Below are 13,967 nucleotides of genomic sequence, written 5' to 3'. Positions count from 1 at the left end.
CTCCCGGGAGGCAACCCCCGGACCCCCGGCCGGAAACCGGCGCCCCCGCACCACCGGACACGGCCTCAGCCCGCGACCATCTTCACGGCCCAGTAGCTGACCGCGGCCACCAGCGCGGCGGCCGGCATCGTGATGAACCAGCCGAGCACGATGTTCTTCGCGACGCCCCAGCGCACCGCGCTGACCCGCTTGGTGGCGCCCACACCCATGATCGCGGAGGTGATCACATGGGTGGTGGAGATCGGGGCGTGGAACATGAACGAGGCGGTGTACATCACCGACGCCGCCGTCGTCTCGGCGGCGAAGCCCTGGGGCGGGTCGAGTTCGATGATCCGGCGCCCCAGCGTCCGCATGATCCGCCAGCCTCCCGCGTACGTGCCAAGCGACAGCATCAGCGCGCAGGAGACCTTGACCCAGATCGGGATCTGGCCGTGGTCCTGGACGTCCGCGATCACCAGGGCCATCACCACGATGCCCATCGTCTTCTGCGCGTCCTGCAGGCCGTGGCCGAGCGCCATGCCCGCCGCCGAGACCGTCTGGGCCATGCGGAAACCGCGCTTGGCCCGGTGCGGATTGGTCCTGCGGAACAGCCACAGGATGACCACCATCACCAGGTAGCCGAGCAGCAGGCCGACCACCGGGGAGACGAACATCGGGATGACGATCTTCGAGAACACCCCGGACCAGTACACCGCGATGCCGCCCGCCAGCGCCGCGCCCACCATGCCGCCGAACAGGGCGTGCGAGGAGGAGGACGGCAGGCCGAAGTACCAGGTGATCATGTTCCAGGTGATCGCCCCGACCAGCGCCGCGAACAGGATCGCCATCCCGCTCTGGCCGTCCGGTGTCTCGATCAGCCCCTCGCTGACGGTCTTGGCGACGCCGCTGCCCAGGAAGGCGCCCGCCAGGTTCATCACCGCCGCCATCAGCAGCGCGGCCCGGGGGGTGAGCGCGCGGGTGGAGACGGAGGTGGCGATGGCGTTCGCCGAGTCGTGGAAGCCGTTGGTGTAGGTGAAGAAGAGCGCGACCCCGACGGTCAGTACGAGCGCGAAGGTGTCCACGTGATTCAGGACTCCTTGACGGCGATGGTCTCCACCGTGTTCGCCACGTGCTCGAAGGCGTCGGCCGCCTCCTCCAGGACATCCACGATCTGTTTGAGCTTGAGCACCTCGATCGCGTCGTACTTGCCGTTGAACAGGTGGGCCAGCAGCCTGCGGTGGATCTGGTCGGCCTGGTTCTCCAGCCTGTTGACCTCGATCCAGTACTCGGTGAGGTTGGCCATCGTCCGCAGGTTCGGCATCGCCTCGGCGGTCAGCTCGGCCGCCCGGGCCAGGACCTCGATCTGCTGCTCGACCCCCTTGGGCAACTCCTCGACCTGGTAGAGGACGACGAGGTCGACGGCCTCCTCCATGAAGTCCATGATGTCGTCGAGCGACGACGCGAGCCGGTAGATGTCCTCGCGGTCGAACGGCGTGATGAACGAGGAGTTCAGCTGGTGGAAGATCGCGTGGGTGGCGTCGTCACCGGCGTGCTCGGCAGCACGCATGCGCTCCGAGATCTCGGCCCGGGCCGAGGTCTCCGCCCCGAGCAGTTCCATCAGGAGTTTCGAGCCTGTGACGATGTTGTCCGCGGAAGCCGCGAACATGTCGTAGAAGCTCGTCTCCCTGGGGGTCAGACGAAAGCGCACTGGGATTCCTCGAGGTGCATCGTTGTCGGTCTCATGATGCTAGGCGCATCATCCGGCCACGTGGAACCGGCGTCCTTCAGTGTCACCCATCGGACCACACGCTCCGTACCCGGGGATCCGGCTCTCATCACCGCAGAACGGAACATTCGGTACCATATACCCAGTGGGGGTATTGATCCTCACGGCGACCACGGGAGGACCGTATGACGACCACCGACGCCCGTCCAGAGACCGCCCACGGCCCGCACGGCTACGCCAAGGAGAAGGACGCCCACCTCAAACGGCTGCGGCGCATCGAGGGCCAGATCCGCGGCCTGCAGCGCATGGTCGAGGAGGACATCTACTGCATCGACATACTCACCCAGGTCTCGGCGTCCACCAAGGCCCTGCAGTCCTTCGCCCTCCAGCTGCTGGAGGAGCACCTGCGCCACTGCGTGGCCCAGGCGGCCACCGAGGGCGGCGAGGAGATCGACGCCAAGGTGGAGGAGGCCACGGCCGCCATCGCCCGGCTGCTGCGCACCTGACGCCCGTTCCGTACCGCCCTGCCCTATTTCGTACCGCTCTGTCCGGTCCTTCCCGGATCCGGACGCCGGCGGCCGGTGGGCGGCCACCGGATCACGGTCAGGGCCGCGGGCGGCCGCGGCCCTTGCGCTCGTGGTCGCGCCCGACCCGCAGCACCTCGTCGATGCGGGCGGGGCTGAGCCGGTCCTCGACCGCGGCCGACGCCGCGATCATCAGCTCCCCGTAGAGCTCGATCTCGTCGAGGGCCACGTGGTCCTCGGTCAGCGGACCCCTGTTCTCGCCGGACACACGCACCACCTCCTCCGCCTCCCCTGCGACGCACCCGAACTCAAGAGTAGGAAGAAGCGCGCCCCGGCGCATGGCACGTCCGGGCCATTTCGCGCCACCGCTCCCGGCTACGCGCCGGCGCACCACCTACGGTGCGGCGATCCTCCCGGTGTAGATGTCCTCCGGCCGCGGCAGTTCGACCTCCACCGGCACGCCGAAGCCGTACAGCGACGTGGTGGAGACCACCGCGGCCTCCTCCCCCCGCCTCCCCGAGGCGCCCGCCGCCTGCGGGAAGGAGAAGCGGTGGCGGACCTTCCGCAGCCGCCCGCGCTCGTCCACGTACGCGTCGAAGGCCACCGTCCGGTTCGAGAGCCCCTTGGCCGCCGCGGCCAACTGCCCGCGTGAGCGCGGCTCCGCCGCCTCGGCCGCCGCCGCGAGGTCCACGGTGCCCCGGTAGTGCCGCACCGTCTCCCCGTGCAGCCGCTCCTCCCCGTGGAACGACACCGACCGCACGCCGCGCAGCAGTTCGGCGGCGCTGATCGGGTCCGTGGCGCCTCCCGTGACCAGGTTCCCGTCCGGGAGGGTCGCCGTGTCCACGCGCACCCACTTGCCGTCGGGCACGCCCGCGCCCCGGTTCCTCATGTACAGCGCGCCCGGTGTGACCAGTTCCACGACCCGGCGGCGCTCGCTCTCGCCGGTGGCCTCCCCCGGCAGCACCACCCTCAACCGCCCCGTACGTCTGCCGTAGTCGAAGACACCCGTGCCCCGGATGGTGACCCGGGTGCCCCCGTTGGTCATCTCCACCGCCGTACGCGTCCGGGATGTGCCCGCCCCGGCCAGCGCGTCGGCCGCCCCCCGGACGGCGGCCCGCGCCTCGGCGGCGCTCACGTCGGCGGCGGCGGCGGCGGTCCCCCGCCCGGAGCAGCCCGCGGCCGCCAGCGCCGCCAGCACCGTCCCGGCGCAGACCGCACCGACCGCCGCGGCCCTGCCCTTCCGCCCCCGCTGCACCACCATCGTCTGACGACCCCCAAGCACGCGTATCGGAACCCGTTCCGACTAACGACGGCTCCGGGCCCCCGTCACGGCCGGTACCGTGACCGTGTGCAGCAGGACGACAGCCAGAGGGTGCCGCCCCAGCGGCAGGCACCACCGCAGGAGCATCTGATCTCGACCGTGGAGAAGGGCCCGTTCTGCAGCGCCGCCTGCAGTTGCGGGTGGCGCGGGCCCGCCCGGCGGGCCCGCGGACGCGCCCGCGCGGACGCCGCGGCCCACCAGGAGGCGTGAAGCCGCCGGAAGACGCGAGCCCGCCGGAGAGGCGGTCCCGAAGGCGGCGAACGGCCGCCGGGGCGTGCGCCCCGGCGGCCGTGAATCCCCTTGAGCGTCCCGGGCTTCCCGGGCTTCCTCAGGCGACCAGGTCCCGGTCGTACGGCCGCCGCTCCGCGTCCGGCTCCCCGGCCCGCGCCCCCGGCTCCGGTCGCGGTTCCGGCGACGCGCTCACCAGCCGGCCGATCCGCGGCGAGGCCGCCATCGCGCGCAGCAGCGGAGTCAGCAGCGCCAGCGCCACCGGCGCCAGCAGCAGCGTCACGGCCGTGCCCAGCGCCAGGCCGCCGATCACGTCGGTGGGGTAGTGCACCCCCATGTAGACGCGGCAGAAGCCCGCGAACACCGCCACCAGGATGCCGACCAGCCCCAGCCGCCGGTTGACCATGAAGATCCCCACGGCCAGCGCCATCGCCAGGGTCGCGTGATCGCTGACGAACGAGAAGTCCTTCTTCCCGTCCACCAGCACCTCCAGCCCGTCATGGGTCAGGAAGGGTCTGGGCCGCTCCACGAACTCCCGGATCGGTACGTTCACCAGCACCGCCACCCCGGCCGCCAGCGGCGCCCAGACCAGCCCGGCCACCGCCGAGACCGCGTCCGGGCGGCGCCGCGCCGTCCACCAGGCCCACAGGCCCAGCAGCCCCAGCGCCGCGATCGTGCCGTACTCGCCGACGTACTCCATGAGGTGGTCGGCCCAGCCGGGGGCTTCCCTGGCCAATCCGTTGATGTCGTGGAGCAGCTCGACGTCGGGGTTGTCCCATTCAGCCATCGCGATGCTGCCCTTCACTCTTCGCTGCCGACCCCCGTGGTAGCGGAATGCCCGTTCCGGACAAGGAAACGCCCTGCCCCGGCCGTACGTTCCGACCTCCACCGAACGATCACCCGGACGTTACCGGAGGGTGACCCGCACCCGCGGCCCGGAGGCCGCGGCCGCGCACCGTGTCACCGGGGCACCGGCCGCCCCGGGGTTCACGACGCCGTGGGCCTCGTCGCCCCGAAGTAGTCGGGGGAGTCGATGGGATCGAAACGGATCTCCGCGCCCGTGTACGGCGCGTCGATCATATAGCCACCGCCCACGTAGATCCCCACGTGGTGGATCGACCGCGAATCGTTCAAGTCGTGCGCGAAGAAGACCAGATCACCCGGTAGCAGCTCGTTCCGCTCCGGGTGCGGGCCGGCGTTCCACTGGTCGTTGGCGACACGCGGCAGCTCGATGCCCACGCTCGCGTACGCCGCCTTCGTCAGGCCCGAGCAGTCGAACCGCCCGCCGTCCTCCGGTGTGCCGTCCCCGCCCCACAGGTACGGCGTCCCCAGCCTCTTCTGCGCGAAGTCGATCGCCCCGGCGGCCTGCCGCGTCGGCGACAGGCGCCCGGCGGGCGCCGCGAAGCTCTGCTCCAGCTTCCGGATGACCTTCACGTAGTTCTGCGTCTCGCGGTACGGCGGCACACCGCCGTACTTCACCACCGCGTACGGGCCCGCGTTGTAGGCGGCCAGCATGTTGTCCGTCGGGTCGCCGGGCACCCCCCGGACGTCCTTCGCCAGCGTGCAGTCGTACTTCGCAGCCGACGGGATCGCGTCCGCCGGGTCCCACACGTCGCGGTCGCCGTCACCGTCGCCGTCGACGCCGTGGACCGCCCAGGTGCCCGGGATGAACTGGGCGATGCCCTGCGCCGCGGCGGGGCTCCGCGCCTTCGGGTTCCAGCCGCTCTCCTGGAAGAGCTGGGCGGCCAGCAGCGCCGGGTTGAGCGCCGGGCAGTAGTTGCCCCACTTCTGCACCAGGGGCCGGTACGCCGCCGGCACCGAGTTCTTCGCCAGCGCGACCGTGCCGCCCCTCCCGCCGAACAGGTTCGACGCGGCGCTGTACGTGCCCACCACGAGCAACGCCATCAGGCACATGACGAGCCCGAAACCGATCCCGATCGCCACCCACGCCTTCCGCACCCCTCAACCCTCCCCCATCCGAAAGGAGTTCACTGCCGATTCGGCCGCAACCGTGTCAGAATCCAAGTGAAGCGCAACTTTCGACAACCCTCACCGGGGCGGTGAACACAGCATGTTTCTGGCAGCCGAAAAGGGCGACATCACCACCATCATCGGCGGAATCGCCCCCGACTGGGGCCCGTTCGGATCTCTGGGCAACGAGGCCCGCGTGATGATCGAGGTCGTCATGGCCGTCGCCATCCTCCTCTGCCTCGGCATCGCCATCTGGGGCGCGGCCAAGCAGCGCATCGGCGCCACGGCGCTGCGCGACACCTTCAGCGCGGAGCAGGGCAAGGGCCTGATCGTGGCGGGCCTGACCGGAGTCTTCATCATCGGGTCCCTCGGCACGCTCTTCACGATCGTCTACGGCATGGCCGTGTAGCCGCACCGCCCCCGCCTCCCGTCCCCCTCCGACCCCCACCCCCGGTGCCCGGCTCCCGGGCGCGCCCGCGTGCCCGGGCGAGAGGTCCGAACCGTCCCGTACGCCGCCGGCCGGCGGTGCGCGCCCCGGCCGGCGGACGCCTGACGCCCCGTGAGAACCGTCACCCCGCGACGGCGGACGGAACGGCCCCGCGGGACCGGACGTCCCCGCCCACGGGCAGCGCACCGGCGGCAGACGGGGGCAGACGGCGCACCCGCCGGCGCCGGCCCCGCCGCACCCGAGAGACCGCGTCCGCCCGACCGCTCCCCCCACCAGGAAAAAGAGCACCGCAGCGATGCACCAGCCCAGGATCCGCCCCCACCCCGGCCGGTTCCCCTCCTCCCCCGCCCGAACACGACCGGAGGGCGCGAGGCGGCGCCACCGGACCGAGTCCGGCGATCCACTGCTCACGGTGCGGAAGCGATCCTGCACACACCGGTCCCACAACCGCCGCGGCGGAGTTAACGTCATGGACAGGGCACGACGACAACCGGGCGGCGCCCGGGCGACCGAGAGGGCACGCGCACGATGAGCATCGGCGGCGATGGCGGGTACGGGGACGACGTCGTCGACGCGTACGACGAGCCCAGACGGCAGCCCGTCCGGGTGGGCCGCAGCATGGTGACGGTGGTGGGCGTCGTCGTCCTGCTGATCGCGGCCATCGCCTTCGCCAACAGGGGCGGCGGTGACACCACGTCCGGTGGCGGCGGCGGGGAGGCGCGCGAGGACGCCCGGCCCACCGCCCCCACCGGCGAACGCCCCGTCACCGGGCAGTCGAACGGCGTGCCCTCGGGCTTCCCCCGCACCGAACAGGGCGCGCAGAGCGCCGCGGCCAACTACGCGGTGGCACTGGGCGGTACGGGCATGTTCGAGACCGAGCACCGGCACATGCTCGTCGACACCCTCTACACCCCCGAAGCCGCCGCACGCGTCAAGGACGCGCAGGACAGGGCCTATTCGAAGGCCCTCTTCGAGCGCCTGGGTCTCACCCCGGAGGGCGAGGCCCCCGACGGCATGACCTTCGTCTCACGCACCATCCCCGTCGGCACCAGGGTGACGGAGTACGGGGACGACGGCGCCACCGTCGAGGTCTGGTACACGGGCCTGATCGGCATGGCCGGCGAGGAGTCGACCACGCCCGTGACCACCACCTGGAAGACCTGGACCTTCCAGCTGCGGTGGGCCGGATCCGACTGGAGGATCGCACAGGACTCCCAGGAGGACGGCCCCGCCCCCGTACCGGGCGACATCCGGGCCTCCACAGCCGAGGACATCAGCAAGGCCGTCGAGGAGTACGGAGGGTTCACCTATGCCCGTTGACCGAGCCGGCCGCCGCGCCCTGTCGCTCGCCGGGATCCTGGCGGGCCTGCAGGCCGCGGGGTTCTGCCTGGCCGCCCGCGCGGCAGCCGACGAGCCGACACCCCCGAGCCAGGACGCCTGCGAGGAACTCCGCAGCCCCGCCAGGGACCTTTGCGACACAGGCGACCCCGACGGCGCCGGCGGCTCCGGCACCGACCCCCTGTCCACCCTCGACCCCCTCGCCTCCCTCGCCCAGGGCTGCGCCGAGGCCGCCGCCTGGATCGTCGACAAGCTCTCCGAGGCCGTCGCCTCCACCGCCACCGTCGACTTCACCAACCCCGCGTTCCTGCGCCAGTACGCTGTCGTCTTCGCCGCCTCGACGATCCTCACCCTCGTGCTGTGGCTGCTGGCCGTCGCCAAGCGCGCCGTCCGCGGCATCCCCCTCACCGAGGCGCTCACCGAGGCCATCGGCTTCCTGTGGCTGACGGTCCTCGCCTCCGCCTTCACCCCCCTGATCCTCTACACCCTGGTCACCGCGACCGACGCCGTCACCGACGTGATCGCCGCGGGCACCGGATCCGACACCGACAAGTTCTTCGGCTCCTTCTCCGAGGCACTCAAGAAGGGGGACGACATCGGCGGCGGCCCCATCATGCTGATCGTCGTCTCCCTCGTCTCCGTCCTGGCCGCCGGCGTCCTCTGGCTCGAACTCGTCATCCGCGCCGCCCTGCTGTACGTCGGCGCCCTGCTGGGCACGGTCGTCTACGCCGGGCTCGTCGACAAGAACCTGTGGGGCCACGTACGCCGCTGGGCGGGCATCATGATCGCGGTGATCCTCGTCAAGCCGGTCATCGTCATCGTCCTCGGCCTCGCCGGGGCGCTCGCCTCCGACGAGGGCCCCAACGCCTTCTCCGCGATCGTCTCCGGCCTGGCGATCATCCTGCTCGCCATCTTCGCCAGCGCCATGATCTACCGCTTCGTCCCCGGCTTCGGCGACGAGATCGTCCGCCAGCGCAACGCCAGCGCCGACCCCGCCTCCCGTACGGCCGCAGCCGTCGTCTCCTCGCCCGCCGCCATGCTCCGCCAGGGCATCACCACCCACAGCGCCCGCGGCGGCGCCGAGGGCGGCAGCGGCGGCGGGCAGTCCGGCGCCGCCGCCCGGCCCGCCAACCCGGTCTCCGGCGGTGTGGCCGCCCACGCCTCGCGTGGCGCCCAGACCTCCCGGCCCACCGCGCCGCCCCCGCCCCGCACGGGCAGCGGCGGCGGCACCACCAGCAACCGCACCGGAGGTGATCGCGGATGACGACCCCGTCCCACACCGTCGCTCCGCGCCGCACGTACATGATCGGGCGCGCCCGTCCCAACGCCATCGTCGGCAGGAACCGGGAGACGGGCGAGATCGCGCTGATCATCGCGGGCGCCTTCCTCGGCATGATGAGCGGGCTCCTGGTCCCCGTCCTGTCGCTGCGCATCGCCCTGCTGGTCGGCTTCCCGCTGATCGCCCTGGCCGCGGTGTACGTCCCCTACAACGGCCGGACGTACTACAAGTGGTTCGAGATCAACCGCAGTTACCGGCGCCTGCTGCGCCGCGGCACCACCTACCGCTCCACCGCCGCCGAGGCCGGCACCCGGCTGGACGGCACCGAGGTGGACATCCCCGCTCCCCCCGGCGTCGGCCGGGTCAACTGGCTGTCCGCACCCTTCGGGCCCGACGAGATCGCCGTACTGCTCCACGCCGACCGCCGCACCGTCACCGCCGCCATCGAGATCGAGGGACCGGGCGTGGGCCTGCGCGACAGCGAGGACCAGGAGGCCCTCGTCGACCGCTTCGGCACCCTCCTCAAGCACGTGGCCAACGGCGACGGCTTCGTCACCCGCCTCCAGATGCTCGCCCGCACCCTCCCCGCCGACCCCGACGCCCACGCCAAGGACGTCGCGCAGCGCGGCGACGAACGGGCCGCACCCTGGCTGCGCGACTCCTACGAGCAGCTGCTGTCGATGGTCTCCACCTCAAGCGAGCAGCACCGCGCCTATCTGGTGGCCTGTATGCACTACACCCGCGACCTGGCCGCCGAGGCCGCCGCGATCGCCAAGGCCACCCGCGCCTCCACCGGCCGCCGCCTCACCCGCGACGAGGGCCTGGCCGTCGTCATGGCCCGGGAGCTCACCGACATCTGCGCCCGCCTCACCGAGGCCGACATCCGGGTGCGGCAGCCGCTGGGCCAGTCCCGCATGGCGTCCCTGGTCCACTCCATGTACGACCCGGACCACCCCATCGACCACATCCAGGCCATGAGCCGCCGCAACGCCTGGCCCGCCGAACTGGACGCCTCCGAGCCCACCTACCTCCAGGCCAAGACCCGCGAGTCCGCCACCCGCGCCCCCTGGTGCCACGCCACCGCCTGGGTCAAGGAGTGGCCGATGACCCCCGTGGGCGTCAACTTCCTCGCCCCGCTGCTGGTCCACACCCCCGACGTGATCCGCACCGTCGCCGTCTGCATGGACCTGGAGCCGACCGAGGTCGCCATCGAGCGCATGCTGACGGAGAAGACCAACGACGCCGCCGAGGCCAGCCGCGCCGCCAAGATGAACCGCACCGTCGACCCGCGCGACGTGGCCGCCCACAGCCGCGTCGACCAGCGCGGCGAGGACCTCGCCTCCGGCGCCGCGGGCGTCAACCTCGTCGGCTACATCACCGTCTCGTCCCGCAACCCCGACGCCCTGGCACGTGACAAGCGCACGATCCGGGCATCGGCCGGAAAGAGCTACTTGAAGCTGGAGTGGTGCGACCGGGAGCATCACCGTGCGTTCGTGAACACCCTGCCGTTCGCGACCGGCATCCGCCGCTGAGGAGGCGCAACCACCATGGCCGCGTTCGATCCGCTGACCGCCGTCACCGACGCCTTCACCAGCTTCGTCTTCGGCAAGACCGAGACCACCCGCCTGCCCGTGCGCACCTCCACGGGCCAGGCCCAGGCCGTCTACCTGCCCACCGCCGCCCCCGGACTGGGCGACTCCGGGGTGATCATCGGCCGCGAGGTCTACAGCGGCAAGGGCTACATCTACGACCCCTTCCAGCTCTACGGCCAGCAACTCCCCGCCCCCCACTGGCTGGTGCTGGGCGAGTCCGGCAACGGCAAGTCGGCGCTGGAGAAGACCTACATCCTGCGCCAGCTGCGCTTCCGCGACCGCCAGGTCGTCGTCCTGGACGCCCAGGGCGAGGACGGCGTGGGCGAGTGGAACCTGATCGCCGAGCAGATGGGCGTCACCCCCATCCGCCTGGACCCGATGGCCGCGCTCGACCAGGGCATCCGCCTCAACCCGCTGGACCCGTCCATCACCACCACCGGCCAGCTCGCCCTGCTGCGCACCATCATCGAGGTCGCCATGGGCCACGGCCTCGACGAGCGCGCCGGCTTCGCGCTGAAGGTCGCGCACTCCTACGTCAACGAGACCGTCACCGGACGCCAGCCCGTCCTCACCGACATAGTCGAGCAACTGCGCCACCCGGAGCCGGAGTCGGCCGAGGCGATGAACGTCGCCCTGGAGGACGTCCGCGCCTGGGGCCTGGACGTGGCCCTCGTCCTGGACCGCCTGGTCGACGGCGACCTGCGCGGCATGTTCGACGGCCCGACGACGGTGGGCATCGACCTCGACGCGCCCCTGATCGTCTTCGACCTCTCCCACATCGACCGCAACTCCATCGCCATGCCGATCCTGATGGCCATCGTCGGCGTCTGGCTGGAGCACACCTGGATCCGCCCCGACCGCAAGAAGCGGATCTTCCTGGTCGAGGAGGCGTGGCACATCATCAACAGCCCCTTCGTCGCCCAGCTCTTCCAGCGCCTGCTGAAGTTCGGCCGGCGCCTGGGCCTGTCGTTCGTCGCGGTCGTCCACCACCTGTCGGACGTCGTCGACGGAGCGGCGGCCAGGGAGGCGGCCGCCATCCTCAAGATGGCCTCCACCCGCACCATCTACGCCCAGAAGGCGGACGAGGCGCGGGCCACCGGAAAGGTGCTGGGACTGCCCCGCTGGGCCGTGGAGATCATCCCCACGCTCACCCCCGGTATCGCCGTCTGGGACGTCAACGGCAACGTCCAGGTCGTCAAACACCTGGTCACCGAGGCCGAACGCCCACTGGTCTTCACCGACCGCGCCATGACCGAATCCTCCGCGGACGACTCCCCGGCCGACTCCTCGCCCCGCTCGCCCCTGCAGGACACCCTGGCCGACGACCTCGACGCCGAGACCGAGTCCCGGGCGGCCGCGATGGAGCGGCTCGCACGCGCCGACGAGACGGTGGCCTGACGGTGGCGCGGAGCCACGGCGGAGCGCCCGGGGCACAGGACGGCGGTACGGGCGCCCCGCCGGAGAGGGGCATCCCCGACGGCCTGCTGCTCGGCCTCATCGGCTTCCTGCTGGGCGTCACCGCCCTGTGCTGGACGGCCGCCGGACTGGCCGGCCTCCTCGCCCACGGAGCATGGCCGCGGGGCGTCACCTTCGTCCACACCCCGGCGGCCATGCGCTCGCTCGTCTCCGAACCGGGCGACCTGGCCGCCGCCTGGCCCGGGGCACAGACCGGGACCCTGCCGGGGCCGGGCCTGTTCTGGGGGATCCTCATCGGCCAGGCGATGGTCCTGACGGTCCTGGGGTTCTTCGCCGCCGGCGCCGTGGCCCGTCGGCGCGCCCTGCGCGCGGCCCGGCGGGCTGCCCGGCGGGCTGCCCGGCAGGCGGCTCCGCACAAGAGCGTCCCACCCTCGCCCCACGAGGCGGCCGCGGCGCCCCTCCCCTCTCACGGAGGGCCCGAGGACCACGGAGCCGCACCGCCCGAGGCGGCGGCCCCCACGTCCCCGCAGGAGCCCGTACAGGCCCCCGCCGCCGTACGGGCCCATCCCGTCCCCGAGGCGTTCTCCGGTCCGCCCGCGGGCGCCGAGTACGGCGCTCTCCACACCCACCGGGCGGCCGACGCCCTGCGCGCCGCCCCCGGAGCCGCACTCGTCGTGACCGCCGACCCCGCCCTGTGGGCGGAGACCGCGGGAGCCCGCGCCAAGCTCGGCCCCGTCCACGTCTATGACCCGGGACAGCTCACCGACGCACCCGTACGGCTGCGCTGGTCACCCCACCACGGCTGCGACGACCGCCGTACCGCCGCCGCGCGGGCCGCGGCCCTGCTCGCTCCCGTACGCAGCCCCGCACGGGCGGACGCGGCCGCCCACGACGCCGCCGAGACGCTCCTGGGATGCTGGCTGCACGCCGCCGCCGTGGCCGGAGAGCCGTTCCGCCAGGTCCACCGCTGGGCCAACGCCACGGCGGGCTCCTCCTCCGAGGCCGTCCGGATCCTGCGCACGCACCCCAAGGCGGCTTCCGGTGCGGCGGGTGAGCTGGAGGCGACCCTGATCGCCCACCCCGAGCGCCGGGACGCCGCCCTCCGCATCGTCCGGAGCGCCCTCGCCTGCCTCTCCCAGCTCCACGTCCGCAACGCGTGTACGGCGCCCCGCACGGATTCGGCCGCGCTGGAATCCTTTGCGGCCGAATGGGGAACGCTCTATGTCGTGGGCGAAACCGTCGAGGATCCGCGCCGCGCCCCCGGCACGATGCCGCTCCTCACGGCCCTCACCGCGAGCGTGGTCGAGCACGGCCGCCGCATGGCCGCAGGGTCATCCGCCGGTCGGCTCGACCCACCACTCTCCCTGATCCTCCACAACGTCGCGGCCGTCGCCCCCATCCCCCAGCTTCCCGACCTGCTGGCGAACGGCGAGCCGATGGGCATGCCGACCCTGGCGCTGCTGCGTTCGGAGGCCCAGGCACACGTCTGGTGGCCGCAGCTCGGCGAAACCGGGCCGCCGGCTCCCAGACCCACACCGTGACCACGACCTGGGATCCCGCCGCGGCAGGTGTGCTTCGGCTGCCGTCCGGCCGGCTCGTCCGCGGCCGTGGACTGCGCCGCCCGCTCCCCGAAGGCCCCGCCCCCGCCTTTGCGCTGTACCTCCTGGGCAAGGAACCACCCGCCGTCCCCTGGGACTTCCGCTGGGTCCGCTGGCCGGACTTCCGCCTGCCGCCGGACCGGACGGCGGCGGCCGAGGCCCTGCGCGAGGCATGGGAACGCGCGGAAACCGAACGCGTCGAGATCGCCTGCGGAGGCGGATACGGCCGCACCGGCACGGCGCTGGCCTGCCTCGCCGCACTGGACGGACTACCGGGTGACGAGGCCGTAACCCACGTCAGGAAGCACTACTCCCCACGTGCCGTCGAAACACCCCGGCAACGCCGCTTCATCCGCCGCTTCCCGGCCTGACGCCGACACCGCGCGGCGTCACGGCATCACGAGACCGGCGACGTCACACCGAAAGTCGAATTCCCCTCGGAGCAGAACCGACCACAACGCGAAAAAGCCTCGGTCTCCGAGTCGAAACTCGAAGACCGAGGCTGAATAATTGTTCGGCGGCGTCCTACTCTCCCACACGGTCCCCC

Annotated in this window: 15 protein-coding genes; 9 read left to right on the top strand and 6 right to left on the bottom strand. The window is 72.2% G+C overall.

Going from position 1 to position 13,967, the window contains the following annotated elements:
- Nucleotides 1–65: 65 nt before the first annotated feature.
- Together BMY40_RS12305 and BMY40_RS12300 are read right to left on the bottom strand one after the other, a co-directional pair.
- Nucleotides 66–1,061: an inorganic phosphate transporter gene (locus tag BMY40_RS12305; RefSeq protein ID WP_093658666.1), complete on the bottom strand. Its 996-nt coding sequence runs from the start codon at nt 1,059–1,061 to the stop codon at nt 66–68.
- A 5-nt stretch (nt 1,062–1,066) separates the two neighbouring features.
- Nucleotides 1,067–1,687 (bottom strand): DUF47 domain-containing protein, encoded by a 621-nt coding sequence (locus BMY40_RS12300; RefSeq protein WP_093658665.1) that lies wholly within the window; start codon nt 1,685–1,687, stop codon nt 1,067–1,069.
- Between the two features lie 203 nt (nt 1,688–1,890).
- Between BMY40_RS12300 and BMY40_RS12295 the strand changes: the two genes are divergently transcribed.
- Entirely contained in the window at nt 1,891–2,211 is a 321-nt protein-coding gene (locus tag BMY40_RS12295) for a metal-sensitive transcriptional regulator (RefSeq protein WP_093658663.1), read from the top strand.
- A 97-nt stretch (nt 2,212–2,308) separates the two neighbouring features.
- On the opposite strand, the gene BMY40_RS12290 is transcribed toward BMY40_RS12295, so the two are convergent.
- Nucleotides 2,309–2,497 carry a hypothetical protein gene (locus BMY40_RS12290; RefSeq protein WP_093658661.1) on the bottom strand — a complete coding sequence of 63 codons (189 nt, stop codon included), beginning with the start codon at nt 2,495–2,497 and terminating at the stop codon, nt 2,309–2,311.
- A gap of 126 nt (nt 2,498–2,623) precedes the next feature.
- Nucleotides 2,624–3,490 carry an SCO4651 family lipoprotein gene (locus tag BMY40_RS12285; RefSeq protein ID WP_093658659.1) on the bottom strand — a complete coding sequence of 289 codons (867 nt, stop codon included), beginning with the start codon at nt 3,488–3,490 and terminating at the stop codon, nt 2,624–2,626.
- Between the two features lie 87 nt (nt 3,491–3,577).
- Here BMY40_RS12285 and BMY40_RS12280 point away from each other — a divergent pair, with 87 nt between their 5' ends.
- Nucleotides 3,578–3,760 (top strand): hypothetical protein, encoded by a 183-nt coding sequence (locus tag BMY40_RS12280; protein ID WP_093658657.1) that lies wholly within the window; start codon nt 3,578–3,580, stop codon nt 3,758–3,760.
- A 118-nt stretch (nt 3,761–3,878) separates the two neighbouring features.
- Here BMY40_RS12280 and BMY40_RS12275 read toward each other — a convergent pair whose 3' ends face one another.
- Together BMY40_RS12275 and BMY40_RS12270 are read right to left on the bottom strand one after the other, a co-directional pair.
- On the bottom strand, nt 3,879–4,565 hold the full coding sequence (locus BMY40_RS12275) for a phosphatase PAP2 family protein (RefSeq protein WP_093659139.1): 687 nt from the start codon (nt 4,563–4,565) through the stop codon (nt 3,879–3,881).
- 200 nt (nt 4,566–4,765) lie between these two features.
- Nucleotides 4,766–5,692: a C40 family peptidase gene (locus tag BMY40_RS12270; protein ID WP_177214002.1), complete on the bottom strand. Its 927-nt coding sequence runs from the start codon at nt 5,690–5,692 to the stop codon at nt 4,766–4,768.
- A gap of 157 nt (nt 5,693–5,849) precedes the next feature.
- Between BMY40_RS12270 and BMY40_RS12265 the strand changes: the two genes are divergently transcribed.
- From BMY40_RS12265 to BMY40_RS12235, 7 genes are all read left to right on the top strand, one after another.
- Nucleotides 5,850–6,158, top strand: a complete 309-nt coding sequence (locus BMY40_RS12265) for a hypothetical protein (protein WP_093658653.1) — start codon at nt 5,850–5,852, stop codon at nt 6,156–6,158.
- 567 nt (nt 6,159–6,725) lie between these two features.
- Nucleotides 6,726–7,517, top strand: a complete 792-nt coding sequence (locus BMY40_RS12260) for a DUF8175 domain-containg protein (protein ID WP_093658651.1) — start codon at nt 6,726–6,728, stop codon at nt 7,515–7,517.
- Entirely contained in the window at nt 7,507–8,799 is a 1,293-nt protein-coding gene (locus tag BMY40_RS12255; RefSeq protein WP_093658649.1) for a hypothetical protein, read from the top strand. Before BMY40_RS12260 ends, BMY40_RS12255 begins: the two co-directional genes overlap by 11 nt.
- Nucleotides 8,796–10,346 (top strand): SCO6880 family protein, encoded by a 1,551-nt coding sequence (locus BMY40_RS12250; RefSeq protein WP_093658647.1) that lies wholly within the window; start codon nt 8,796–8,798, stop codon nt 10,344–10,346. The genes BMY40_RS12255 and BMY40_RS12250 overlap by 4 nt, the downstream gene beginning before the upstream one ends.
- 15 nt (nt 10,347–10,361) lie before the next feature.
- Nucleotides 10,362–11,804 carry an ATP-binding protein gene (locus BMY40_RS12245; RefSeq protein WP_093658645.1) on the top strand — a complete coding sequence of 481 codons (1,443 nt, stop codon included), beginning with the start codon at nt 10,362–10,364 and terminating at the stop codon, nt 11,802–11,804.
- 2 nt (nt 11,805–11,806) lie between these two features.
- Entirely contained in the window at nt 11,807–13,363 is a 1,557-nt protein-coding gene (locus BMY40_RS12240; protein ID WP_245770038.1) for a type VI secretion protein, read from the top strand.
- Complete coding sequence (locus BMY40_RS12235) at nt 13,360–13,791, top strand: protein-tyrosine phosphatase family protein (protein ID WP_093659135.1); 432 nt, start codon at nt 13,360–13,362, stop codon at nt 13,789–13,791. The genes BMY40_RS12240 and BMY40_RS12235 overlap by 4 nt, the downstream gene beginning before the upstream one ends.
- Nucleotides 13,792–13,967 lie beyond the last annotated feature (176 nt).

Source organism: Streptomyces radiopugnans, assembly GCF_900110735.1.
Classification (GTDB): Bacteria; Actinomycetota; Actinomycetes; order Streptomycetales; family Streptomycetaceae; genus Streptomyces; species Streptomyces radiopugnans.
This window is presented reverse-complemented; position numbering and strand designations above follow the sequence as displayed.